At 71.2% G+C, this 24,233-nt stretch carries 22 protein-coding genes and 2 pseudogenes; 13 read left to right on the forward strand and 11 right to left on the reverse strand.

All coding sequences use genetic code 11. The features are described 5' to 3' along the window. The 9 genes from A9O67_RS04175 to A9O67_RS04215 form a co-directional block, all read right to left on the reverse strand. The coding region (locus A9O67_RS04175) for a GTP-binding protein (protein ID WP_197484432.1) at nt 1-346 on the reverse strand (346 nt) is incomplete at its 3' end. Nucleotides 347-463: 117 nt separating this feature from the next. Then, a complete protein-coding gene (gene fusA, locus A9O67_RS04180; RefSeq protein WP_068607659.1) occupies nt 464-2,566 on the reverse strand; it encodes an elongation factor G in 2,103 nt (700 codons plus the stop codon). Nucleotides 2,567-2,662: 96 nt separating this feature from the next. Further along, nucleotides 2,663-3,133, reverse strand: coding sequence for a 30S ribosomal protein S7 (gene rpsG / locus A9O67_RS04185; protein WP_068607662.1), 471 nt, complete (start codon nt 3,131-3,133; stop codon nt 2,663-2,665). A gap of 183 nt (nt 3,134-3,316) precedes the next feature. Next, the gene (gene rpsL / locus A9O67_RS04190) at nt 3,317-3,694 is read right to left on the reverse strand and encodes a 30S ribosomal protein S12 (protein ID WP_068607664.1); all 378 of its coding nucleotides are present in this window, start codon (nt 3,692-3,694) and stop codon (nt 3,317-3,319) included. Between the two features lie 104 nt (nt 3,695-3,798). Further along, nucleotides 3,799-4,971: a D-alanyl-D-alanine carboxypeptidase family protein gene (locus A9O67_RS04195; RefSeq protein WP_185974476.1), complete on the reverse strand. Its 1,173-nt coding sequence runs from the start codon at nt 4,969-4,971 to the stop codon at nt 3,799-3,801. A 107-nt stretch (nt 4,972-5,078) separates the two neighbouring features. After that, entirely contained in the window at nt 5,079-5,714 is a 636-nt protein-coding gene (locus A9O67_RS04200) for an alpha/beta hydrolase (RefSeq protein WP_068607666.1), read from the reverse strand. Between the two features lie 21 nt (nt 5,715-5,735). Further along, a complete protein-coding gene (locus A9O67_RS04205; RefSeq protein WP_068607668.1) occupies nt 5,736-6,092 on the reverse strand; it encodes a (2Fe-2S) ferredoxin domain-containing protein in 357 nt (118 codons plus the stop codon). Next, nucleotides 6,089-7,231: a VanZ family protein gene (locus tag A9O67_RS04210; protein ID WP_231960207.1), complete on the reverse strand. Its 1,143-nt coding sequence runs from the start codon at nt 7,229-7,231 to the stop codon at nt 6,089-6,091. Before A9O67_RS04210 ends, A9O67_RS04205 begins: the two co-directional genes overlap by 4 nt. An 11-nt stretch (nt 7,232-7,242) precedes the next feature. Continuing rightward, a complete protein-coding gene (locus A9O67_RS04215; protein WP_068608240.1) occupies nt 7,243-7,671 on the reverse strand; it encodes a CopD family protein in 429 nt (142 codons plus the stop codon). A gap of 58 nt (nt 7,672-7,729) precedes the next feature. Here A9O67_RS04215 and A9O67_RS04220 point away from each other — a divergent pair, with 58 nt between their 5' ends. The 5 genes and pseudogenes from A9O67_RS04220 to A9O67_RS13020 form a co-directional block, all read left to right on the forward strand. Further along, the gene (locus tag A9O67_RS04220) at nt 7,730-8,710 is read left to right on the forward strand and encodes an SMP-30/gluconolactonase/LRE family protein (protein WP_231960208.1); all 981 of its coding nucleotides are present in this window, start codon (nt 7,730-7,732) and stop codon (nt 8,708-8,710) included. A gap of 111 nt (nt 8,711-8,821) precedes the next feature. Then, the gene (gene glcE / locus A9O67_RS04225; RefSeq protein ID WP_082955353.1) at nt 8,822-9,973 is read left to right on the forward strand and encodes a glycolate oxidase subunit GlcE; all 1,152 of its coding nucleotides are present in this window, start codon (nt 8,822-8,824) and stop codon (nt 9,971-9,973) included. Between the two features lie 3 nt (nt 9,974-9,976). After that, nucleotides 9,977-11,251 (forward strand): glycolate oxidase subunit GlcF, encoded by a 1,275-nt coding sequence (glcF, locus tag A9O67_RS04230; protein ID WP_068607672.1) that lies wholly within the window; start codon nt 9,977-9,979, stop codon nt 11,249-11,251. Between the two features lie 73 nt (nt 11,252-11,324). Further along, nucleotides 11,325-11,417, forward strand: a pseudogene (locus tag A9O67_RS13730) (CidA/LrgA family protein); the annotation flags it as partial. A gap of 97 nt (nt 11,418-11,514) precedes the next feature. Then, nucleotides 11,515-12,115 (forward strand): annotated as a pseudogene (locus tag A9O67_RS13020) (LrgB family protein); the annotation flags it as partial. A 45-nt stretch (nt 12,116-12,160) separates the two neighbouring features. Here the strand turns inward: A9O67_RS13020 and A9O67_RS04245 are convergent. Then, nucleotides 12,161-13,177 (reverse strand): Bug family tripartite tricarboxylate transporter substrate binding protein, encoded by a 1,017-nt coding sequence (locus tag A9O67_RS04245; RefSeq protein ID WP_068607678.1) that lies wholly within the window; start codon nt 13,175-13,177, stop codon nt 12,161-12,163. Between the two features lie 53 nt (nt 13,178-13,230). Continuing rightward, nucleotides 13,231-14,514 carry a lysophospholipid transporter LplT gene (gene lplT, locus A9O67_RS04250; RefSeq protein ID WP_068607681.1) on the reverse strand — a complete coding sequence of 428 codons (1,284 nt, stop codon included), beginning with the start codon at nt 14,512-14,514 and terminating at the stop codon, nt 13,231-13,233. A 148-nt stretch (nt 14,515-14,662) separates the two neighbouring features. Between lplT and alr the strand changes: the two genes are divergently transcribed. From alr to A9O67_RS04290, 8 genes are all read left to right on the forward strand, one after another. Continuing rightward, the gene (alr, locus tag A9O67_RS04255) at nt 14,663-15,829 is read left to right on the forward strand and encodes an alanine racemase (protein WP_068607683.1); all 1,167 of its coding nucleotides are present in this window, start codon (nt 14,663-14,665) and stop codon (nt 15,827-15,829) included. A gap of 55 nt (nt 15,830-15,884) precedes the next feature. Continuing rightward, nucleotides 15,885-16,988: an efflux RND transporter periplasmic adaptor subunit gene (locus A9O67_RS04260; RefSeq protein ID WP_082955391.1), complete on the forward strand. Its 1,104-nt coding sequence runs from the start codon at nt 15,885-15,887 to the stop codon at nt 16,986-16,988. A gap of 40 nt (nt 16,989-17,028) precedes the next feature. Further along, nucleotides 17,029-20,325 (forward strand): efflux RND transporter permease subunit, encoded by a 3,297-nt coding sequence (locus A9O67_RS04265; RefSeq protein WP_068607685.1) that lies wholly within the window; start codon nt 17,029-17,031, stop codon nt 20,323-20,325. 53 nt (nt 20,326-20,378) lie between these two features. Beyond that, the gene (locus A9O67_RS04270) at nt 20,379-20,606 is read left to right on the forward strand and encodes a YgaP family membrane protein (RefSeq protein ID WP_068607687.1); all 228 of its coding nucleotides are present in this window, start codon (nt 20,379-20,381) and stop codon (nt 20,604-20,606) included. Between the two features lie 20 nt (nt 20,607-20,626). Further along, entirely contained in the window at nt 20,627-21,646 is a 1,020-nt protein-coding gene (locus A9O67_RS04275; protein ID WP_068607689.1) for an SLAC1 anion channel family protein, read from the forward strand. Between the two features lie 89 nt (nt 21,647-21,735). Then, complete coding sequence (locus tag A9O67_RS04280) at nt 21,736-22,728, forward strand: EAL and HDOD domain-containing protein (RefSeq protein ID WP_068607691.1); 993 nt, start codon at nt 21,736-21,738, stop codon at nt 22,726-22,728. A 317-nt stretch (nt 22,729-23,045) separates the two neighbouring features. Next, entirely contained in the window at nt 23,046-23,462 is a 417-nt protein-coding gene (locus A9O67_RS04285; protein ID WP_068607693.1) for an EAL domain-containing protein, read from the forward strand. Beyond that, entirely contained in the window at nt 23,459-24,217 is a 759-nt protein-coding gene (locus A9O67_RS04290) for a sulfite exporter TauE/SafE family protein (protein WP_082955354.1), read from the forward strand. Before A9O67_RS04285 ends, A9O67_RS04290 begins: the two co-directional genes overlap by 4 nt. Nucleotides 24,218-24,233: the final 16 nt, after the last annotated feature.

The following is a 24,233-nucleotide window of genomic DNA, read 5'->3' on the forward strand; positions in this document are numbered from 1 at the left end:
TCTGGGGCATGGGGCCGTCGGCAGCGGAGACCACCAGGATCGCGCCATCCATCTGGGCCGCACCGGTGATCATGTTCTTGACGTAGTCGGCGTGGCCCGGGCAGTCGACGTGCGCGTAGTGGCGGTTGGCCGTCTCGTACTCGACGTGCGCGGTGTTGATCGTGATGCCGCGCGCCTTTTCTTCGGGCGCCGCGTCGATCTGGTCATACGCCTTGGCCTGCCCGCCGTACTTGGCCGCCAGCACCGTCGTGATCGCCGCCGTCAGCGTCGTCTTGCCATGGTCCACGTGACCAATCGTGCCCACGTTGACGTGCGGCTTGGTCCGCTCGAATTTTTCCTTTGCCATTGCAGTTTCCTTGCATCAAAGAACGGTGCCCGTGCGGGTTTAACGTCTGGGGCACGGTCCCGCCACGGGCAGCGGGACCTCCCCCGCGAGCGGGGTGCCCAAGACCAGAAGGGTGGATTACTTCGCGCGCGCGGCGATGATGGCTTCCTGCACGTTGCGCGGGGCTTCGCTGTAGTGCTTGAACTCCATCGTGTAGGTCGCGCGGCCCTGCGACATGGAGCGCAGCGTGGTGGAGTAGCCGAACATCTCGGACAGCGGCACCTCGGCCTTGATGACCTTGCCACCGCCGGGCAGGTCGTCCATGCCTTGCACCATGCCGCGGCGGGACGACAGGTCGCCCATGACGTTACCGGCGTATTCCTCCGGCGTCTCGACTTCCACGGCCATCATGGGCTCGAGGATGACGGGCTGGGCCTTCTTGCAGCCTTCCTTGAAGCCGAAGATGGCGGCCATCTTGAACGCCTGTTCGGACGAGTCCACCTCGTGGTACGAACCGAAGTGCAGCGTGACCTTGACGTCGACGACCGGGTAGCCGGCCAGCACGCCGGTCTGCAGCGCCTCTTCGACACCCTTTTGCACCGCCGGGATGTACTCGCGCGGCACCACGCCACCCTTGATGGCGTCGATGAATTCGAAGCCCTTGCCAGCTTCGTTGGGCTCGATCTTGAAGACGACGTGACCGTACTGGCCCTTACCGCCGGACTGGCGCACGAACTTGCCTTCGGCCTCTTCCACCGTGCCGCGGATGGTTTCGCGGTAGGCGACCTGCGGCTTGCCCACGTTGGCCTCGACGCCGAACTCGCGCTTCATGCGGTCGACAATGATCTCCAGGTGCAGCTCGCCCATACCGGCGATGATGGTTTGGCCGGATTCTTCGTCGGTGTAGACGCGCAGCGACGGATCCTCGGCGGCCAGGCGCGACAGCGCGATGCCCATCTTCTCCTGGTCGGCCTTGGCCTTGGGTTCGACCGCCTGCCGGATTACCGGCTCGGGGAACACCATGCGCTCCAGCACGATCGGCGCCGCCGGGTCGCACAGCGTCTCGCCGGTGGTGACTTCCTTGAGGCCCACGCAGGCGGCGATGTCGCCAGCACGGATTTCTTCGATCTCTTGGCGGTTGTTGGCGTGCATCTGCACGATGCGGCCGATGCGCTCCTTCTTGCCCTTGACCGAGTTGAGCACGGTGTCGCCCTTGCGCAGCACGCCCGAGTAGACGCGCACGAAGGTGAGCTGACCCACGAACGGGTCGCTCATCAGCTTGAACGCCAGGGCGGAGAGCTTTTCCTCGTCGCTGGCCTGACGGGAAGCGGGCTGCTCGTTGTCGTCGGTGCCAGCCACCGGCGGGATGTCCACCGGCGAGGGCAGGAACTGAATGACCGCATCCAGCATGCGCTGCACGCCCTTGTTCTTGAAGGCGGTGCCGCACAGCATGGGCTGGATTTCCACCGCGATGGTGCGCTGGCGCAGGCCGGCGATGATCTCGTCCTCGGTCAGCTCACCGGTCTCGAGGTACTTGTTCATCAGCTCTTCGCTGGCCTCGGCCGCGGCTTCGACCATTTTTTCGCGCCATTCGTTGGCCTGATCCACCAGCTCGGCCGGGATCTCGCGGTACTCGAACTTCATACCCTGGGAAGCCTCGTCCCAGATGATGGCCTTCATCTTGATGAGGTCCACCACGCCCTGGAAGTTGTCCTCGGCGCCGATGGGGATGACGATGGGCACCGGGTTGGCCTTCAGGCGCAGCTTCATCTGCTCGTAGACCTTGAAGAAGTTGGCGCCGGTGCGGTCCATCTTGTTGACGAAGGCCAGACGGGGCACCTTGTACTTGTTGGCCTGACGCCAGACGGTCTCCGACTGCGGCTGCACGCCACCGACCGCGCAGTACACCATGCAGGCGCCGTCGAGCACGCGCATGGAGCGCTCCACCTCGATGGTGAAGTCCACGTGGCCCGGGGTGTCGATGATGTTGAAGCGGTGCTCGGGGAAATTGAGGTCCATGCCGCGCCAGTAGCAAGTGGTCGCGGCGGACGTGATGGTGATGCCGCGCTCTTGCTCCTGCTCCATCCAGTCCATGGTGGCGGCGCCATCGTGCACCTCACCGAGCTTGTGGTTCACGCCGGTGTAGAACAGGATGCGCTCGGTCGTGGTGGTCTTGCCGGCATCGATGTGCGCCGAAATGCCGATGTTGCGGTAACGCTCGATGGGCGTGGTACGTGCCATGAGAAAACTCCGATTTTGGATGGGCGAAGCCCGCCGACCTCGTGCAGTGCGGTGGCGGGCTTGGGGTTGAGGTCGCGGCCTGGCGCTCGGACGGCGTCAGAAGCGGAAGTGGCTGAACGCCTTGTTGGCCTCGGCCATGCGGTGGACCTCGTCGCGCTTCTTCATGGCGCCGCCGCGGCCTTCGGTGGCCTCGATCAGCTCGTTGGCCAGACGCAGCGCCATCGATTTTTCGCTGCGCTTGCGCGCGGCCTGCTTGACCCAGCGCATGGCCAGGGCCTGGCGGCGCACCGGACGCACTTCGACCGGCACCTGGTAGTTGGCGCCACCGACGCGGCGGGACTTGACCTCGACGAGGGGCTTGACGTTGTTGAGCGCGGTCGAGAAGACCTCCAGCGGGTCTTTGCCGGTCTTTTTCTCGATGTGCTCCAGCGCGCCGTAAACGATGCGCTCGGCGACCGCCTTTTTGCCGCTCTCCATGACGACGTTCATGAACTTGGAGAGCTCGACATTGCCGAACTTGGGATCCGGCAGGATTTCGCGTTTAGGGACTTCGCGACGACGTGGCATGGTTCGATCCTTTTTGCTTCAGTTGGCACCCAAGTGCCACGAGGGCCATCGGGACCCTCACTTACTCGACCACCGGCACCCCTGGGGTTGCCGCGGTCACACTGCCGGAGGCCCGCCAGCTAGGCATTCCGACACCGATGCGTGACAGCCGCATGACGGCCGCACACGCGTGGCATGCGCCGATCAGGCCTTCTTGGGCCGCTTGGCGCCGTACTTGGAGCGGGCTTGCTTGCGGTCCTTGACGCCCTGCAGGTCCAGCGAGCCGCGCACGATGTGGTAGCGCACGCCGGGCAGGTCCTTCACACGGCCGCCGCGCACGAGCACCACCGAGTGCTCTTGCAGGTTGTGGCCTTCACCGCCGATGTACGAGATGACCTCGAAGCCGTTGGTCAGGCGCACCTTGGCGACCTTACGCAGCGCCGAGTTCGGCTTCTTGGGCGTCGTGGTGTAGACGCGGGTGCACACGCCCCGCCGCTGGGGGCAGTTCTCCATCGCCGGGCTCTTGGACTTGGTCTTCTCGACCGTCCGCCCGTGGCGCACGAGTTGGTTGATGGTTGGCATAACGTCCCTAAACGTCAAAGAAAACGATTCGCCCTTCGGACGAATCCGAAAAGCCCGCTACTGTAACACGCGCCGGGGTTGGGCGCAATGGCCGGACGACGCGTTCAGCGGATCCACAGGCGCAGTGCGCCCCACAGCCGCCCCAACAGCCCAGCCTCGTCGACGGTCTCCAGCACGACCAGCGGCACTTCGGCGACGGGCTCGCCCCCTGCGGAGAGCACCCGCAGCGTGCCCAGTGGCTGGCCTTTTTGCAGCGGCGCGACCAGCGGGTCGGGGCGCACCACCTCGGTGCGCAGTCCTTTGGCCATGCCGGCCGGTACGGTCACCACCACGCCCTCCGGGCGGCCGAGCTTGACCTCGCTGGCACGGCCCTTCCAGACCGTGGGGGTGGCGACGGGCTGGCCCGGCGCCGACAGCCGCACGGCCTCGAACGCGGTGTAGCCCCAGTTGAGCAGCTTCTGGCTTTCGGCGGCGCGGGCGTTTTCGCTGGCCGCCCCCAGCACGACGCTGATCAGGCGGCGCTGCCCAGCTGCCCCCTCGCCCAGGCCCGGCACGGGCCGGCGCGCCGTAGCCACGAGGCAGTAGCCCGCCGCGGCGGTGTGCCCGGTCTTGAGCCCGTCCACCGTGGGATCGCGAAACAGCAGCAGGTTGCGGTTGGTGTCGTTGGCCGCGGGCGTGCCGGGGTAGCGGTAGCGCTGAATGGCGTAGTACCCCACGTACTCGGGAAAGTCGCGCATCAGACGCATGGCCAGGGTGGCCAAATCGCGCGCGGTCGTGGTGTGGCCCGGGGCGGTGAGCCCCTCCGGGTTCTGGAACTGGGTGCGCGTCAGCCCCAGGGCCTTGGCCTGCCGGTTCATCAGCTCGACGAAATGCTCCACCGTGCCCCCGACACCTTCGGCCAGCACCACGGTGGCATCGTTGCCCGACTGCACGATCATGCCTTTGAGCAGATCCTCCACCGGAATCTGGGCATTGGGGGTGATGAACATGCGCGAGCCGGGCATGCGCCACGCCCGCTCGCTGACGACGAGCTTTTGGTCCAGGGCCAGCTTGCGCGACTTGAGCGCATCGAACACCAGATACGCCGTCATCAGTTTGGTCAGCGAGGCCGGCTCGACCGCTTCGTCCGGGTCCTTGGCGGCGAGCACCTGACCGCTGGTGGCGTCCAGCAGCAGCCACGCCCGCGCGGCCACCTCCGGCGGCTGGGGCGCCTGGGCCTGCGCCAGCCCCACGCCCAGCGCCCAGGCGCACAGCGCGACGAGGGCGCCCCCACCCAGGCGACGCAGCCGGTGCAGACCGGCACGGATGGCAGCGAACGGCAAAAACAACGCAACGACGGACACGACGGAAAACCCTCCAGGCCACCCGCGGCGGGGGCGGCGGATCACAGCGCGCGCAGATGGCGCACGACCAAGGACTTGAGCAACGGCAGACGCCCGTGGAAGAAGTGTTCCCCCCCGGGCACCACGGTGATGGGCAGCCCCTGCGGGCGCGCCCAGTCGAGCACCGCGGCCAGCGGCACGGTGTCGTCGACCTCCCCATGAACGACCAGGGTGCGCTCGTGGAGTTCCGCATCCAGCACGGGGAGGGTGAAGCGGCTGGCGGCCGGGGCCACCAGCACCAAGGCCTGCACGGGCCGCTGCGCCCCCAGGCGGGCGGCCGCAGCCGCCGCCACATAGCCGCCGAACGAAAACCCGGCCAGCGCCAGCGGGACGGGCTCGGCCGCGCACGCCCCCACCACCGCGAGCAGGTCATCGAGCTCGCCCACGCCGTGGTCGTGCACGCCCGCGCTGCCCCCCACACCGCGGAAATGGAAGCGCACCGCTACCCAGCCCTGCTGCACGAAGGCGCGGGCGAGCATCTGCACCACTTTGTTGTGCAGGGTGCCGCCAAACAAGGGGTGCGGATGGGCGATCACCGCCACCCCGCCGTCCGGGCGGGGCACGGTGGGGCGATCGATCGCCAGCTCCAGCGGGCCGGCCGGCCCGGGGATGAAGGACGACTCGGTGTGGGCGTTCATCGGCAGGGCCGCACCGCGGCGTCAGCGCCCCACGTCGGGCGGCAGGCGCAAGCGCTCGACGGCAACCCCGTCGCGCAGGTGCGAGGTGACGATCTCGTCGATGTCGGCGAGGTCCACATAGGTGTACCAGACCCCGTCCGGGTACACGACCGCCACCGGCCCGCCGGCACAGCGGTCCAGGCAGCCCGCCTTGTTGACCCGCACCTGCCCCGGACCGGCAAGACCGAGGGCGCGCACCTGCGCCTTGCAGTGCTCGAACGCCTGCTGGGCGCCGTGGCGGGCGCAGCAGGCCTCGCCGTTGGCCCGGTCGTTCAGGCAGAAGAAGATGTGGCGGCGGTAGTAAGGCGGCGTGGCCGCGTCGTTCGTGGCATCGGTCATGGGCGGCGATTGTAGGACGCCCCTTCGCTGCGGCGCAGGGCCAGCCGGGCCGCCGCGGCCAGGGCGGCCCAGGGCCAGAGCCAACCCAGCCACTGGGACAGACCGTGAAAGCGGCTGAAGCGCCCCTGCTCCCAGGTCTGCAACCACTCCCCCAGATAGGCGGGGTCGGGCACGCGGTTGAGCAAGCCCAGCATCAGCCCCCCGGCGAGCACGGCCAGCAGCGCCGCCGCACGCGAGCCGAGCGGCAGGGCAAACAGCGACATCGCCCCGGCTGCGGCCAAGCCCAACTGCGTGGGCGGCGTGAGCCACGCCCAGGCGTGCAGCGGGCCGAAAGACAGCACGGCCGACAAGGCCCCGCTGCCCCAGGCCACCGCGCCGAACAGCAGGGCAAAGACGCTGCGCTGCCCAATGTGGCGCACGCTGGCATAGCCCAGCAGCACGGGCAGCCAAAGGCTCAAGGCGACCAGCAGCGCTTCGGTCAGGGGACTGGGCGCAGCCAGGGGCGGGCTTTGCGGCAGCCACGCCTGCAGCGGCGAGCCCTCCGCGGCCCGCCACAGCGCCGCCTCCAGCCGCGGCCAGAACTGGCCGGTGCCAAACGGCACGGGCGTGGGGTACAGCACGGCCAGGGGCCACAGCAGCAACACCGCCCATGCCCACTGCCCACCCGGCTGCTGCCAGCGGGCGCGAAATTGCGCCCACGACCCGAGCACCCGCCAGCGCAGCAGCACCGTGGCCCCGACCGCGCCGATCAGAGCGCCGATGGCGTTGAGCAGGGCGTCGGCTTGCGACGGCACCCGCTGCGGCAGGTAGGTCTGGGTGGCCTCCATGGCCAGGGACAGCAGCGCCGGCCCGACGACGCCCAGCACGGGCGCCCCCCGCGGCCACCCGGCGCGGGCCAGGGCCACCGTGAGCAGGGCCCCGAGCGGCACATAACCCAACAGGTTGGCGACGACGTCGAAACGGGTCCAGTACCGCGGCCAGGGCGCGGTCAGAAAGGCCCATGGCGCCACCCCTTGCGCCCGCCAGCCCTCGAACGGAAACAGGCTGGCATAGACGACCAGCACCGTGTAGCAGCCCAGCAAGGGCCAGGCCAGCGACAAACTGCGCGCACCGGGCTGGGGCGCGGAAGTCGGCCTCACCGCCACCCGGCTCAGAAGGGCTTGACGACCACCAGCGCCACCGCCACCAGCATCAGCAGCACCGGCACCTCATTGAACCAGCGGTACCACCGGTGGCCATGGCGGTTGGTGCCCGTCTCGAAGCGGCGCAACAGCCGCGCGCAAGCGTGGTGGTAGCCGATGAGCAGCACCACGATCGCCAGCTTGGCGTGCATCCAGCCGTTGCCCGGCCCCAGACCGATGCCATAGCCCAGCCACAGCCACAAACCCAGCGCCAGCGCGGGCACCGCCAGCAGCGTCATGAAGCGCAACAGCTTGCGCGCCATCAGCAGCAACCGCTCGCGCTCGGCCGGGCTGTCGGCCGGCACCATCGCCAGGTTGACGAAGATGCGCGGCAGGTAGAACAGCCCGGCAAACCAACTGGCGATGAAAACGATGTGAAAGGTTTTGACCCACAACATGGTCCGCAGTGTATGCCAGGGGCTGCGCCGCCCGCAGCGCATGGCATAAGATCGGTGCATGGCCACGACCCCTCCCCCCGATGCCGACGGCGATGCCGCCGGGATGGGCGGCTGGACCTGCCTGACGCCGCCCGTCTGCGCCCATGGCGAATCGCCCGTCTGGCGCGGGCTGGAGGATCGGCTGTACTGGATCGACGCCGGCTTGCAGCGGCTGTGGCGGCTGCATGTGCCCAGCGGCCGCAGCGAGTTCCGGGAGCTGCCCCAGGCGCCCGGGGCCCTGGTGCCCTGCCGCCGCGGGGGCTGGCTGATCGCGCTGCGCGACGGCATCTACCACCTGTCGGACTGGACCCTGCCGCTGGAGCGCATCGCCGACGCGCCCTACGACGCGCGCCGGGTGTGCTTCAACGACGGCAAGTGCGACCCCTGGGGGCGCTTTTGGGTGGGCAGCAGTGTCGATGCCCGCGACCGGCCCGACGCCGCGCTGTACTGCCTGCGCGCACGCGACCGGCAGCGGCCGGAACTCGCGCTGATCCAATCCGGCGTGTACACCTCCAACGGGCTGGCCTGGGCGCCCGACGGCAAGTTGCTGTATTGGGCCGATTCCCACGGCCACGCGGTGTACACCCTGCCGATGGTATCGGCCGGCCAATGGCCGCCGGTGCTGGGCATGCGGTTGTTGCTCAAGCGGTTCGATGCGCGCCCGGCGGACTGGCGCTTCGAGCAGGACCTGGGCCAGGGGTACGGGGGCCGTCCGGATGGCGCCGCCATCGACAGCGCGGGCAACTACTGGGTGGCAATGTTCGAAGGGGCGCGGGTGCTGTGCCTGAGCCCCAGCGGGCAGATTCTGGCCGACTGGCCGGTACCGGCCCAATGTCCGACCATGGTGTGTTTTGGCGGGCCGGACCTGCGCACCCTGTTCGTCACCACGGCGCGGCAACGCCGCTCGGCCGCCGAGCTGGCACACTACCCGCACAGCGGTGCCGTGTTCGCGCGCCGGGTGGCCACCCCCGGCCTGCCGCCGGCGACGTACTGGGACTGACGGGGCCGGAGGAGCCGGTGCCAAGGCACCCCCGGCCGGCGCAGACCGGCTCAAGCCGGCCGTTCAAAAAGTTCACGCCAGCGGTGCCCGCGCGGGCTACCATTGCCGCCCATGGCCGACGATACCCCCTTTTTGCCCCCCGGCGACGGCGCAGCGGATGACGTGCTGCGCGCATGGGCCGAGCGCATCCGCGCCGCGGCCGCCGATCGCCGCCCCTTGCGTCTGCGCGGCGGCGGCACCAAGGCGTTCTATGGCGACCCCGTCTCCGCCGAAGCCGAGGTCGTGGACACGCGCGCATACACCGGGATCCTGAGCCACGAGCCGACCGAGCTGGTGATCACGGCCCGCTGCGGCACCCCGTTGAGCGAACTGGAGGCCGCCCTCGGCCGCCACGCCCAGTATCTGCCCTTCGAGCCGCCGCACTTGGGCGACGGGGCGACCGTCGGGGGCATGGTGGCGGCCGGCCTGGCCGGCCCGGCGCGTGCCGCTGTGGGGGGCGTGCGCGACTATGTGCTGGGGGCGCGGCTGCTCAATGGCCGGGGCGAGGACTTGGTCTTTGGCGGCCAGGTGATGAAAAACGTCGCCGGCTACGACGTCAGCCGGGCGCTGGCCGGCAGCCTCGGCACGCTGGGGCTGATCACGGAGGTATCCCTCAAGGTCCTGCCCCGGCCGGCCGGTGAGGCCACCCTGCGGCTGCCGCTGTCCGCCGACGCGGCGCTGCAGCAACTGGCGCGCTGGCGCGCCCAGCCGCTGCCGCTCAACGCCAGCCGATGGCAGGACGACGCGGGCGGCACCCTGCTGTTGCGGCTGCGCGGTGCGGCCGCCGCGGTCGAGACGGCCTGCCAACGGCTGCTGGCCGAGGTGGGGGGGGATCGGCTGGACCCCGCCACCGCCCAGCGCGAGTGGGAGGCCACGCGCGAGCAGACGCTGCCCTTCTTTGCCAACCCGCCGTCACCCGCCCATGGGCTGTGGCGGCTGTCGGTGGCGCCCACCGCCCCCGTGCTGGCGCTGCCCGGGCCGACGCTGGTCGAGTGGTTTGGCGGCCAGCGCTGGGTGTGGGCGCCGCTGGATGCCGCGGACACCCTGCGCACCATGGCCCGGCAAGCGGGCGGGCATGCGACGCTGTTTCGCGCCCCGGCCGCGACGCCGCAGGCACGCGGCCGCTTCACGCCGCCCGAGGGCCCGTTGCGCGCGCTGCAGCAGCGCGTGCGGGCCGCGTTCGATCCGCACGGCCTCTTTCAGCCGGGCGTCTGGGGATTTTGATCCATGCAAACCCGACTCGCAGCCGAGTTTTTGAGCACACCCGACGGCCAGACGGCCGACGCCATCCTGCGGCGCTGCGTGCACTGCGGCTTCTGCACCGCCACCTGCCCGACCTATCAACTGCTGGGCGATGAGCTGGACGGACCGCGGGGACGCATCTATCTGATCAAGCAGGTGCTGGAAGGCGCCGAGCCCACCCGGGCGACGCAGCAACACCTGGACCGCTGCCTGACCTGCCGCAACTGCGAAAGCACCTGCCCGAGCGGGGTGGAGTACGGCCATCTGCTGGACATCGGGCGCAAGGTGGTCGAAGCGCGCGTGCAGCGCCCGGCGGGCGAGCGGGCGGTGCGCTGGCTGCTGCGCGAAGGGTTGACCTCGCCGCTGTTCGGCCCGGCGATGCGGCTGGGGCAGGCCGTGCGCGATGTGCTGCCCGCCCCGCTGCGGGCCAAGGTGCCGGCCCGGCGCGAGGCCGGCGCATGGCCGCAGGCCCCGCGGCCACGCCGCGTGCTGATGCTGGCCGGTTGCGTGCAGCCGGCGATGATGCCCACCATCAACGCCGCGACAGCGCGCGTGCTGGATGCCGCAGGCATCCAGACCGTGGTGGCGCCCAAGGCCGGCTGCTGCGGTGCCATCCGCTTCCACCTGGACGACCAGGTCGGGGCGCTGGACGACATGCGCGCCAACATCGACGCCTGGTGGCCCTGGATCGAACCCACCGATGGCAGCCCCGGCGTCGAGGCCATCGTCATGAACGCCTCGGGCTGCGGCGTGATGGTGAAGGACTACGCGCACGCGCTGCGGCACGACCCGGCCTATGCCGACAAGGCGCGCCGGATTAGCGACCTGACGCGCGACCTGAGCGAGCTGCTGCCCGACCTGGTGCCCGCCTGGCGGCAGCGGCTGGGCGACGGCCTGCCCGCGTCGGTGCCCCGGCGGCTGGTGTTTCACCCCCCCTGCACGCTGCAGCACGGCCAGAAGCTGCGCGGCGGCGTGGAGCGGCACCTGGGCGAGCTGGGCTTCGAGGTCACGCTGGCACGGCAGGAGTCGCACCTGTGCTGCGGATCGGCCGGCACCTACAGCGTGCTGCAGCCGACGCTGAGCCGCCAGTTGCGCGACCGCAAGCTGGGGCACCTGGAAGCCGCCGCCCCCCAGACGATTGTGTCGGCCAACATCGGCTGCATCACCCACCTGCAAAGCGGCACCGCCACCCCGGTGCGCCACTGGGTGGAGGTGGTGGACGAGGCCCTGGCCGCCAGCCCTGCACGGACCCCAGCCTAGCGCATCGCCCGCCATGCTGCCCGCTCTGACCGCCCTGTTGACCTTGCAACTGGCCGGGGAGGTGCTGGTGCGGATGCTGGGCCTGCCCATCCCCGGGCCGGTGCTGGGCATGGCGCTGTTGCTGGCGCTGCTGATGGCGCGCCCGGCCTGGCGCGACGCCTTGCAGCCCACCACCCAGGGCCTGCTGCAGCATCTGTCGCTGCTGTTTGTGCCGGCCGGGGTGGGGGGGGGTGCAACACCTGCAGCGGCTGGGAGACGAGGCCGTGGCCATCGCCGTCGCGCTGATCGGCGGGCTGTTGACCCTGACCGGCACGCCCTACGCCACCTATTTCGAAGGGGCGCAGTTCGTGCACTTTCTGCTCGGTCCGGCGACGGTGGCGCTCGCCGTCGCCCTGCACGCGCAGTGGCCGCTGCTGCGGCGCACCTGGGCACCGCTGGTCGCAGGGCTGGTGACCGGGGCGCTGGCCGCGGCGGTCAGCGCCGTGGCGCTGGGCTGGCTGCTGGGGGCCAGCCCGCAGACGCTGGCCTCGCTGGCCCCCAAGTCGGTGACCACGCCGGTGGCGATGGGCATCGCCGAGCGCCTGGGGGGGGCTGCCGTCCTTGACCGCGGTGCTGGTCGTGGTCACCGGCATCTTGGGCGCGGCGACGGCGCGCTGGCTGTTCGAACGGCTGGACATCGCCGACCCCTTGGTGCGCGGCTTTGCCCTGGGCGTCACGGCCCACGGCATCGGCACCGCGCGGGCCTTTCAGGTCAGCCCCACGATGGGCGCCTTCGCCGGACTGGCCATGGGGCTGGCCGCCCTATTCAACGCCCTGGCCTTGCCCTGGCTGATGCAGGGCCTGCTGGCGCTGCTGGCCCGCTGAAACGGGGGACGTCCGGGCGCGGCGGCGCGCCTCGCCCCGACGCGCTCACTGCGCGCGGATGCCGTTGCGCTCGATGATTGCCTTCATGCGCGCGGTGTCCGTGCGCATGCGCTGGGCCAGCCCCTCGGGTGCCGTGCCGGCCACCTGCCAGCCCTGGGCAAACAGCTTTTGGCGCACCTCGGGCCGCCGCACGATCTCGGCCAGCGCCGCGGCCACGCGCTGGATTTGGGCCGCGGGCCAGGTCACCGGCGCGGCGACGGCGTTCCAGATTTCCAGATCGAAGCCGCGCAGGCCCAACTCCGCCAGGCTGGGCACCTGCGGGGCCAGCGTGCTGCGCCCGGGGGAGGTCAACCCCACCGCGCGCAGCCGGCCCGCCTGCACCTGCGGCAGCGCCACGCCGGGCGGCAGCAGGGCCACCTGCACATCGCCCTGGATCATGGCCGTCACCACCTGCGGATTGCCCGGATACGGCACATGCACGGCGCGCCAGCCCGCGGCGGCCTTGAGCATCTCCATCCCGATGTGGGCGACCGTGCCCGCCCCCGGGGTGCCGTAATTCCAGCGGTCGCCCGCCTCGCGCCCCGCCGCCAGGACGGCGGCAGGCTCGGCCGGCAACCGGTTCGAGGCCGTCAGCACCAGCGGCGCGGTGCCGACCAGCGACACCGGCGCCAGATCGGTCAGCGGATCGTAGGGCGTGGCGGGGTTGAGGATCTTGGCGATGGTCAGATTGCCGTTGATCATCAGACCCAAGGTGTGGCCATCGTTGGCGCGCGCCACCTGCTCCGCGGCGATGTTGCCGCCCGCGCCCGGGCGGTTTTCCACCACCACCGGCTGGCCGAGCACCTGGGCCAGCGGCTCGGCCAGGGTGCGTGCGGTCAGGTCGGGCGACGAGCCGGGCGGAAAACCGACCAACAGGCGCAACGGCCGCGACGGCCAGCCGCCGGTCTGGGCGGAGCCTGCGGCCGGCACGGCGAGCGCGGCCACCCCCAGCGCGGCCGTGTGCAGCCAGGCGCGGCGGGACAACGATACCGACGGATGGGACGACGAACGGGGTGGAACCATGGCAGAGTCTCCTCGGATGCGGTGGTGGCGTCTGCGACCGTGCCCGGGGCTGCTCATCCGTGCAGGTCGTCGCGGCGGGCGATCTCGAACAAGCGGGCCAGCTCGTGCGAATGGTGGCGCAAATTGTGCCGGTGCCAGCGCGTGATCAGCACCATCACCCCGGCCACCAGCAGGCCGAACGCGGTGATGGCACCGAACGCCGACAGCCCCGCGCCGGTGGCGGCGCTGTAGAGAAATCCCAGCCCCAGAATGCAGGTCTGTTCGTTGAAGTTCTGCACCGCGATCGAGCGGCCCGCGCCCATCAGGTTGTGGCCGCGGTGCTGCAGCAGCGCGTTCATCGGCACCACCAGAAAGCCGCCCAGCGCCCCCAGCAGCACCAGGAACGGCGCAGCCACCCAGACGTCGCGGATGACCACCATCAGCACCACCAGCAGCCCCATCGCCACGCCCAGCGGCATCACGCGCGGGGCCTGGTCGATGCGCATGCGCACCGAGGCCACCACCGCCCCCACCGCCGTGCCGACCGCCACCACGCCGACCAGGCTGGAGGCCTGCGTGGTGTTGTAGCCCAGCGCCGCGGCGGCCCAGGCCAGCACGATGTAGCGCAGGTTGCCGCTGACGCCCCAGAACAGCGTCGTCGTGGCCAGCGAGATCTGGCCCAGATGGTCGCGCCACAGGCGCAGGTTGCAGCGCCAGAAGTCCGGCAGCAGCGCCAGCGGGTTGGGCGGCAGGTGGCGCAGCGGCGCCGTGGTGCGCGGGATGCGCAGGTTGAACGCCGCCGCGAGCCCGTACACCGCCACCAGGCCGACGATGGCCAGCTCCGCCGCCGTCGGCAGCCAGGCGCGCAGCCACGCCGCCTCGTGCGCAGCCAGCCACGCCGCCACTGCCGGCGAGACGAGCTGCCCGCCCAGCACGACGCCGAGGATGATGGAGGCGATCGTCAGCCCCTCGATCCAGCCATTGGCCTTGACCAGCTGCGACGGCGGCAGCAGCTCGGTGAGGATGCCGTACTTGGCCGGCGAATACGCCGCCGCGCCCAGCCCCACCAAGCTGTAGGCCAGCAGCGGATGCACGGGGGTCAGCATCAGCACGCAGCCCACCACCTTGATGGCGTTGCTGATAAACATGACCTGCCCCTTCGGCCGCGAGTCCGCGAACGCCCCGACCCACGGCGCCAGCAGCACGTAGAACAGCGCGAACATCGGCACCAGCGCGGCGGCCTGCCACTCCGGCGCGCCGCGGCTGCGCAGCAGCTCCACCGCCACCACGAACAGCGCGTTGTCGGCCAACGAGCTGCAGAACTGCGCCGTCATGATGGTGTAGAAGCCGCGCTTCATGGGGGCGAAATATCCGAAAGAAAGCCTCGAATCGGGGGGCGCGCACCGCCCGCCTGTGCGAAAGTCGCGTCTGGCGCAGGGTGCGCGGTTTATAGCATGCGCCTGCGCCGTCCTCTGTCCGCCAGTTCCCCTTTTCCCTTTGCTTGCCATGCCTCGCCCGATCCTCGCCACCGTGCATCTGGATGCCCTGCGCCACAACCTGCACCGCTGCCGCGCCGCCGCCGGCGACGCGCGCGTGTGGGCGGTCGTCAAGGCCAACGCCTATGGCCACGGCATCGAGCGCGTCTGGCCGGCGCTGCGCGGCGCCGATGGCTTCGCGCTGCTGGATCTGGCCGAGGCCGAGCGGCTGCGCGCGCTGGGCTGGCGCGGCCCGATCCTGCTGCTGGAGGGCTGCTTCGAGCCGCGCGACCTGGAGACCTGCTCGCGCCTGGACCTGTGGCACGTGGTGCACACCGAGGAGCAGATCGACTGGCTGGCGGCGCACAAGACCCACCAGCCGCACCACGTGTTCCTGAAGATGAACTCCGGCATGAACCGGCTCGGCTTTCGCCCCGAGGCCTACCGCGCCGCCTGGGCGCGGCTGCAGGCGCTGCCGCAGGTGGGTGAGATCGGGCTGATGACGCACTTTTCCGACGCCGACGGGCTGCGCCACGGGCGCGAGGGCGTGCTGCACCAGGTGGAGGCGTTCGTGCGCGCCACGCGCGACCTGCCCGGCGAGCGCAGCCTGTGCAACAGCGCCGCCACGCTGCGCCACGCGCTGCGGCTGCGCCTGGGCGACGGCGGCGGGGCGCTGGCCGCGGACTGGGTGCGCGCCGGCATCGCCCTCTACGGCAGCGCGCCGGACCACCCGGCGCACGCCGCCGCCGACTGGGACCTGCAGCCGACGATGACGCTGGCCAGCCGGCTGATCGCCATCCAGCCGGTGGCCGCCGGCGAGACGGTCGGCTATGGCTCCGCCTTCACCGCACCGCGCGACCTGCGCGTCGGCATCGTCGCCTGCGGCTACGCCGACGGCTACCCGCGCCACGCCAGCCTGTCGCAAGCCCCCGGCGCGCCGGTGCTGGTGCGCGGCGTGCGCACCCACTTGGTCGGGCGCGTCAGTATGGATATGCTGGCGGTGGACCTGACCCCGGTGGAGGCCGCCGGCGGCCCGTGCCACCTCGGCGACGAAGTGGTGCTGTGGGGCCGCAGCGGCAGCGGCGCGGTGCTGCCGGTGGACGAGGTGGCGCAGGCCGCCGGCACCATCGCCTACGAGCTGCTGTGCGCGGTGGCGGCGCGCGTGCCGTTCGCCGTCGACGAGGCCGACACGCCGTAGCTCTTGTACTCCTGGGGGTATGGCGCTATACTCGCGTCCAATGGAGGATCAAGCCATGGATCGACGCACGACGCCCCTCCCCCTGCTGGCCCGCCGGCGCTGGCTCGGCGCGGCCGTTGCCACCGCGCTGCTCGGCGGCGCGCTGCCCCCCCTGACCTGGGCCCAGCCCGAGGCGGCCGGCCCACGCGTGCCGGTGGCCGAAGCCACCCGCCGCCCGGTCGGCCAGGCGCTGTTGCTGGACGCCACCATCGAAGCGCAACAGCAGGCCACGCTGGCGGCCCAGGCCAGCGGCCGCATCGTGCAGCTGCACGTCAAGGCCGGTGACCGCGTGCGCGCCGGGCAGGTGCTGGCGGTGATCGACGACCGCGAGACCACGGCCGGCGTGCAGCGCGCCGGCGGCGCGGTGGCACAGGTCGAAGCCGAGCTGCGCAACGCCGAGGCCCACGCCAAGCGCACGCGCGAGCTGCGCGCGCAGGGCTTCGTGTCACAGGCGGCGCTGGACACCGCCGAGGCCCAGGCCGCCGCCGCACGCGCCGCGCTGCAGCAGGCCAAGGCCGCGCAGTCGCAGGCCACGCTGGCGCAGGGTTTCACGCGGTTGACCGCGCCGTTCGACGGCTTCGTGCTGGCCACGCACGCCGAGGCCGGCGACCTGGCCGCGCCGGGCCGCCCGGTGCTGACGGTCTACGCGCCGCAGCCACTGCGCGCCACCGTGTATGTGCCGGCGTCGCAGTCGGCGCTGGCGGAGCGCGCCCAGCGCGTCGAGGTGCGCCTGCCCGATGGGCGCTGGGTGCAGCCCAGCGGCCGCAGCCGCCTGCCGGCCGCCGATCCCGTGGCGCAGACAGTGGAGTGGCGCCTGCCGCTCGCGGCCGCCGATGCACAGGGTGTGCTGCCCGGTCAGGCGGTCAAGGTGCGTTTTGCCGCCGGCAGCGACGAGCGGCTGGTGGTGCCGGCCAGCGCCCTGCTGCGCCGGGGCGAGCTGACCGCAGCCTATGTGGCGGCACCGGCCGGGGCGCCCGCGGGCTTCGTGCTGCGTGCGGTGCGCACCGGTGCCGACCACGGCGAGGCCGGGGTCGAGATCCTGTCGGGCCTGCAGCCGGGCGAGCGCGTGGCGCTCGATCCGGTGCGCGCGGGGCTGCGCGGTGCGCAGCCGGCGCAGTGATCGGCCATCGTCCCCCTCCCCGCACGCAGGAGAACGGCCGATGAACGCCGAACCCCAAACTACCCCCACCGGTACCCAGACCGAACGGCTGGGCATCTCCGGCGTGATCGCGCGCGCCTTCCAGGCCAACGCCATCACGCCGCTGCTGGCGCTGGTGGCGCTGCTGCTGGGCCTCTTTGCGGTGCTGGTCACGCCGCGCGAGGAGGAGCCGCAGATCAACGTCACGATGGCCAACGTGCTGATCCCATTCCCCGGCGCCTCCGCCGCGGACGTGGAAAAGATGGTGGCGCAGCCCGCCGAGCACGTGCTGTCGCAGATCCAAGGCATCGAGCACACCTACAGCGTCTCGCGCCCCGGCGTGGCGGTGCTGACGGTGCAGTTCAAGGTCGGCGTGCCGCGCACCGAGGCGCTGGTGCGCCTGTACGACGTGCTCAACGCCAACCAGGACTGGCTGCCGCAGGGCCTGGGCGTGCTGCCGCCGATCGTCAAGCCCAAGGGCATCGACGACGTGCCGGTGCTGGCCGCCACGCTCTGGAGCCCCGCGGGCACGAGCGCGTGGGAGATCGAGCGCGTCGCGCACGCCATCGAGACCGAGCTCAAGCGCGTGCCCGGCACGCGCGAGGTGCAGACCATCGGCGGCCCGGGCCGCGCTATCCACGTCTGGATCGAGCCGGAGCGGCTGCGCGCGCGCGGCGTGCCGCTGCAGGCCATCCACCAGGCGATCGCCGCCGCCAACCAGGCCATGCCGTCCGGCACCGTGGCGCAGCCGCGCCAGCAGCCCGGCGAGCCGGGCCTGCTGACGGTGGAAACCGGCGAGTTCCTGAAAAGCGTGCAGGACGTCGGCGACATCGTGGTCGGCGTGCACCAGGGCCGCCCGGTGTACCTGCGCGAGGTGGCGGGCATCGAGGAAGGTGCGCAGCTGCCGCGCCGCTACGTCTGGCACACGCCGGGGCCGGCCGCGACGCTGCCGCAGGGCGCGCAGCCCGGCCAGGCCTACCCCGCCGTCACGGTCATCGTGACCAAGAAGCCGGGTGAGAACGCCGTGGACGTCGCGCGCGCCGCGACGCAGCAGCTGGAGCGCCTGCACAACACGCTGATCCCCGAGGGCGTGGAGGTGACGATCAGCCGCGACTACGGCGCCACCGCCGCCGACAAGGCCAACAAGCTGATCAGCAAGCTGATCTTCGCCACCGGCAGCGTGATCGTGCTGGTCGGGCTGGCGCTGGGCCGGCGCGAGGCGGTCATCGTCGGCGTCGCGGTGATCCTGACGTTGACCGCGACGCTGTTTGCCTCGTGGGCGTGGGGCTTCACGCTCAACCGCGTGTCGCTGTTCGCGCTGATTTTTTCGATCGGCATCCTGGTGGACGACGCCATCGTCGTGGTGGAAAACATCCACCGCCACCGCCTGCTCACGCCCGAGGCACCGCTGCGCGAGATCATCCCGCGCGCGGTGGACGAGGTCGGCGGGCCGACGATCCTGGCCACCCTGACGGTGATCGCGGCGCTGCTGCCGATGGCCTTCGTCACCGGCCTGATGGGGCCGTACATGAGCCCGATCCCGATCAACGCCAGCATGGGCATGGCGATCTCGCTGGCGGTGGCGTTCACCATCACGCCGTGGCTGGCGTGGAAGCTGATGGGCGCGCATGGCGCTGCCGGCCACGCGGCGCACGGGCCGTCCAGGCTGACGCGCGGACTGCAGACCCTGTTTACGCGCGTGCTGACGCCGTTTCTGGAAAACGCCCGTCACCGCTGGCTGCTGGCGCTGGGCGTGCTGGCGGGCCTGTTCCTGTCGATCGGACTGGCGGTGGTGCAGGCGGTGATCCTCAAGATGCTGCCGTTTGACAACAAGAGCGAGTTCCAGGTGGTGCTGGAAATGCCCGCCGGCACGGCGCTGGAAGACACCGCCGCGGCGCTGCAGGACATGACGGCGTTTTTGGCGCAGCAGCCCGAAGTCACCCATGTGCAGGGCTACGCCGGCACCGCCAGCCCGATCACCTTCAACGGCCTGGTGCGGCAGTACTACCTACGCGCCGACGCCGAGCAGGGTGACCTGCAGGTCAACTTGGTTGACACCAAGCACCGCAAGGAGCAAAGCCACGCCATCGCGCAGCGGCTGCGCCCGGGGCTGGAGGCCATCGCCCAGGCGCACGGCGGGCGCATCAAGGTGGTCGAGGTGCCGCCAGGGCCGCCGGTGCTGTCGCCCATCGTGGCCGAGGTGTACGGCCCGGACGAGGTCGGCCGCGCCGAGCTCGCGCGCCGCGTGGCCAAAGCGTTTGCCGACACGCCCGACATCGTCGGCATCGACACCACGCTCAAAGAGGAGGTGCCGCGCGTCTTCCTGCGCATCGAGCGCGCGCGCGCCGAGCGGCTGGGCATCCCGGCGCAGGTGATCGCGCAGACGGTTTACACGGCGCTCTCAGGCAGCGATGCGGCCTACCTGCACGACGGCTACGCCAAATACGCGGTGCCGGTGCGGCTGCAGCTGCCGCGCGAGCGTCAGGTCGGGCTGGACGCGGTGCTGGCGCTGCCGCTCAAAGCCGCCGACGGCCGCATGGTGCCGCTGTCGGAGCTGGTGCGCGTGGAGCACGGCGTCATCGACCAGCCGCGCTTCACCAAGGACCTGCTGCCGGTGGTGTACGTGCTGGGCGACATGGCCGGGCGCACCGACTCGCCGCTGTACGGCATGTTCGCCATCCGCAGCCGGCTGGCCGAGGCCGCGCTGCCCGAGGCCGGGCCGCTGGGCGAATACTGGATCCGCCAGCCCGAAGACCCCTGGCGCGGCTACGCCATCAAGTGGGACGGCGAGTGGCAGGTCACCTACGAGACGTTCCGCGACATGGGGGCGGCCTACGCGGTCGGTCTGGTGCTGATCTACCTGCTGGTGGTGGCGCAATTCCGCAGCTACCTGACGCCGCTGATCATCATGGCGCCGATTCCGCTGACGATGATCGGCATCATGCCAGGGCACGCGCTGCTGGGCGCGCAGTTCACCGCCACCAGCATGATCGGCATGATCGCGCTGGCCGGCATCATCGTGCGCAACTCGATCCTGCTGGTGGACTTCATCGAGCTGGAGACCGCGCGCGGCATGCCGTTCAAGGAGGCCGTGATCCAGTCCGCCGCGGTGCGTGCGCAACCCATCGCGCTGACGGCGCTGGCGGCCATGCTGGGGGCGTTTTTCATTCTCGACGACCCGATCTTCAATGGGCTGGCCGTGTCGTTGGTTTTTGGCATCGCGGTCTCCACCTTGCTGACGCTGGTGGTCATCCCGGTGCTGTACTACGCCGTGTACCGGCGCTGCCACGAGGCGCCGGGTGCGCCGCGCCCCGCCTGAACCCGGTTTTTCCGCAACCCTGTCCCAACCCCCTTGCAAGTGAGGAGAACATCATGACCGTCGAGCGCTGGATCCGTGTGATCGCGGGCCTGTTCGTGTTCCTGTCGGTGGCGCTGGGCGCGCCCGCCAGCCCCCTGTTCGTCAGCGAGTGGTTCCTGGCCTTCACCGCCTTCGTCGGGCTGAACCTGTTCCAGTTTGGTTTCACCAACTTCTGCCCGCTGGCCATCATCCTGAAGAAGCTGGGCGTGCCCGAGGCCGCCATCCCCTGCAAGGCCTGCTGAGGCGCGAGGCGGAGGCCGCGATGAACGGTGCCCATCCCACCCCGCTGAAGTTCCTGCACCCGGGCTGGTTCACGCTGGTGATGGGCCTGAGCGGCCTGGCACTGGCGTGGCACGCCGCCGGCCCCGTGCTCGGCCCCTGGGCCGAGGGGGCGGCGCTGGTCATCGGCGCGCTGGCCGCGGCGGTGTTCGTCGCCGTGCTGATCGGCTCACTGCTGCGCTGGCGGCGCCACCCCGAGGCCGTGGCCGAGGACCTGCGCCACCCGGTGCGCCACGCGTTCATCGCGGCGTTGCCGGTGTCGCTGCTGCTGGTGGCCACCTGGCTGCAAAGCATGGCGCTGGCGCAGCCGCTGGCGCACGCGCTGTGGTGGGTGGGTTCGCTCGGTCAGCTGACCGTCACGGTGTGGACGCTGGGCAAGTGGCTGGCGCCCACCACGGCGCACGCACCCAACGCGCAGTCGCTGTGGAACGGCGTCACCCCGGTGCTCTACATCCCGGTGGTCGGCAACGTCGTCGCGCCGCTGGCCGGCGTCGGCTTCGAGCACGCCCTGTGGTCGGCGGTGCACTTCGGCATCGGGGTGTTCTTCTGGCCGGTGGTGTTCACGCTGCTGGTGGTGCGGCGGCTGGCGCACGGGCCGATGCCGCCGCGACTGCATCCAACGTGGTTCATCTCGCTGGCGCCGGCGGCGGTTGTGGGGCTGTGCGCGCTGCGCTTCGGCTGGCCGCCGGGGGTGGCAGCCACCGTGTGGGGCGTGGGCCTGTTCATGCTGCTGTGGGTCGGCACGCAGGCGCGGCGCTACTTCGCGCAGCCGTTCGCGCTGCCGTTCTGGGCCGTGTCGTTCCCGCTGGCGGCGTTCACCGCCCTGACCTTCAAGTTGGCCGTGGCGCTGGCGCACCCCGGGCTGCAGTTGGCGGCACTGGGGCTGCTGGCGCTGGTGTCGGTGGTGATCGCGGCGCTGGCGCTGGCCACGATCAAGGGCCTGCGGCAAGGCACGCTGCTGGCGCCGGAGCCGGTGGCGCCGATCGTGCCGGCCACGCCCTGACCCCATCCCCGGGGCGTCACGCGTGGCACGGCCGGGAAGCCGGGCGATACCGGGGCCCGGGGCGGTAGCGAGCGGTTAGCATAGCCGACATGCACGCCGCCGCGCCCGACCGCCTCCTCGCCCTGCCCGAGTGGCTGGCCAGCCCCACCGGTCAGCCGGCGGGACTGCGCTGGCATGTGCTGCCCTGCCCCCAGGGGGTGGAACCCACATGGTGGCAGTCGGCCGAGGTGGTGACCCTGGCCGAGCGGTGGCCCACCTGCTGGATCGGCCAACGCGAAGATCTGGCGCCCGCGGCGGACACCATCCCGCCGTGCCAACCGAATGAGGTCGCCGAGTCCCACACACAGCCCCCGGACGGCCACGGCCCGCGGTGGACTGCCGGGACGTGGTACCTGAGGCCACCGGCCCGGCCCAACACCGCCCACACGGCGTCGCGCCAGCGCGCCTTGCGCCTGCTGGAGCTGGTGCATGCCGACGCCGATCTGCACGAGCTGGAGGCGGCTTTTCGCGAAGACGCGGCCCTGTCCTACCAATTGCTGCGGCTGGTCAACTCCGCCGCGTTTGGCGCGCGCCGCGAAATCACCAGCTACGGGCAGGCCATCCTGATGATGGGGCGCCAGCCCCTCAAGCGCTGGCTGCACCTGCTGGTCTTTGCCGCGGGCGACGACGACGCCCGCAGCGCCATGCTGCAGATGGACGTGGCCCTGCGCGCACGCGGCATGGAGGCCTTGGCGCAGGATGCCGGGCTGGACCGCGTAGGGCAAGACCTGGCCTTCATGGCGGGCATGCTCTCGCGGCTGGATGTGCTGTTTGGGCAGCCCTTGCCCGAGCTGCTGCGCCCGCTGGCCATCGGCGACGACCTGCGCGATGCCCTGCTCGCCCCCGACCAGACCGCGCATCCCGTCGGGGCCCTGCTGCGCACCTGGCAAGCGGTCGAGGCCCGTGCGCTCGACAACGTCACCCGCCACTGGCCGGCCTGGGGGATGGAGGGCCCCCGGTTCCAAGCCTGCATCCTGGCGGCCTGTCACTGGACTTTGGACCTGATCGGGGCGGGAGCCGGGCGTGAGCGATGCGCAGGATGATGGCACGGCCGTCGACATCGAACTCGATGCCGCCGGCTTCGTAACCCACTGGCCCGCGCAGGCCGTCGCCCTGTTTGGCCTGCCGGCCTCCGCCGTCCTGGGGCAGCCGCTGCCCTGGCTGCTCGACGACCGGCAAGACCCGACCCACGCCCAGCTGGTGACCCTGCCCCACGACGGCGAGGCCCTGCGCCTGCTGGTCGAGCGGCCGGATGCCAGCGGCCAGACCCGACGTCTGTGGATGACGCTGCGGCGGCGCCACGACGCCCCTCTGGCCCGTCCTGTGGGCAGACCCCGCCCCGCCCCCGCTGGACGCGCTGATGCACAGCGACGACGGCCACTGGCACGGCGAAGCCACGGCGCGGGACCGCGAGGGGCACCCGCTGCCGCTGGGCGTGAGCCTGGCGCTGGACGACTTTGGCACGGGCTACTCCAGCCTGGCCTACCTCAAGCGCTTTCCGATTCGCACGCTCAAAATCGACCGCTCCTTCGTCACCGGCATTCCGCACCAGATCAGCGACGGCGCCATCGCCCGCGCGATCGTGACCGTGGGGCAGCAGTTGCGCCAGGAGATCGTCGCGGAAGGGGTCGAGACCGTCGAGCAGATGCAATTTCTGCGCGCGCTCGGCTGCGATCAACTGCAGGGCTTTCTGTTCAGCCCCCCGGTGGACCTGGACACCTTCGAAACCCTGGTGCGGCAAGACCGGCGCCTGTCTCTGGATCCCCCCCATTCATGATGACCCTGACCGACGGCCTGCTGCTGGCCAGCGCCGCCTTTGCCGCGGGCGTGCTCAACGCCATCGCTGGTGGCGGCAGTTTTTTGACGTTCCCTGCGCTCGTGTTCACGGGCGTCAACCCCATCGTCGCCAACGCCACCAGCGCGGTCGCGGTCAGCCCGGGCTATCTGGGCAGCACCCTGGGCATGCGCGACGAGCTGGCCCGGGTGCCGCCGCACCGCCTGCGCATGGAGGCCGGCATCGCCGCGGCGGGCGGGGTGGCGGGGGCCCTGCTGTTGCTGATCACCCCGGCCAGCGCCTTTCGCGCCATCGTGCCGTGGCTGCTGCTGTTTGCCACGGTCGTCTTCATGGCCGGGCCGCGGTGCGTGCGCTGGTTGGCCGAGCACCGCGGCGGCGTCCCGGGCCGCAGCGCGCGAACCTGGGGGCTGCTGGCCGTGTCCGTGTACGGCGGCTATTTCAACGGCGGGCTGGGCATCCTGCTCATGGCGCTGTACACCGTGACGGGGGAGTCGCGCATCCACACCGCCAACGCGCTCAAAAACCTCAATTCGCTGGTGTTGTCGCTGCTGTCGGTGGCGACGTTCGCGCTCGCCGGTGCCATCGCCTGGGGCCCGGCGGTGCTGATGATGGCGGCCGCCACCGCCGGGGGCTACGCCGGCGCACACGGCGCGCGGCGGCTGCCCGCTGCCGCCGTGCGGGCGGTGGTCATCGGCACCGGGATCGTGATGAGCGCCGTGTTCTTTTGGCGCGGCTGAACCCACCCTCGGACTG

This window comes from Tepidimonas fonticaldi (assembly GCF_001675355.1).
Classification (GTDB): domain Bacteria; phylum Pseudomonadota; class Gammaproteobacteria; order Burkholderiales; family Burkholderiaceae_C; genus Tepidimonas; species Tepidimonas fonticaldi.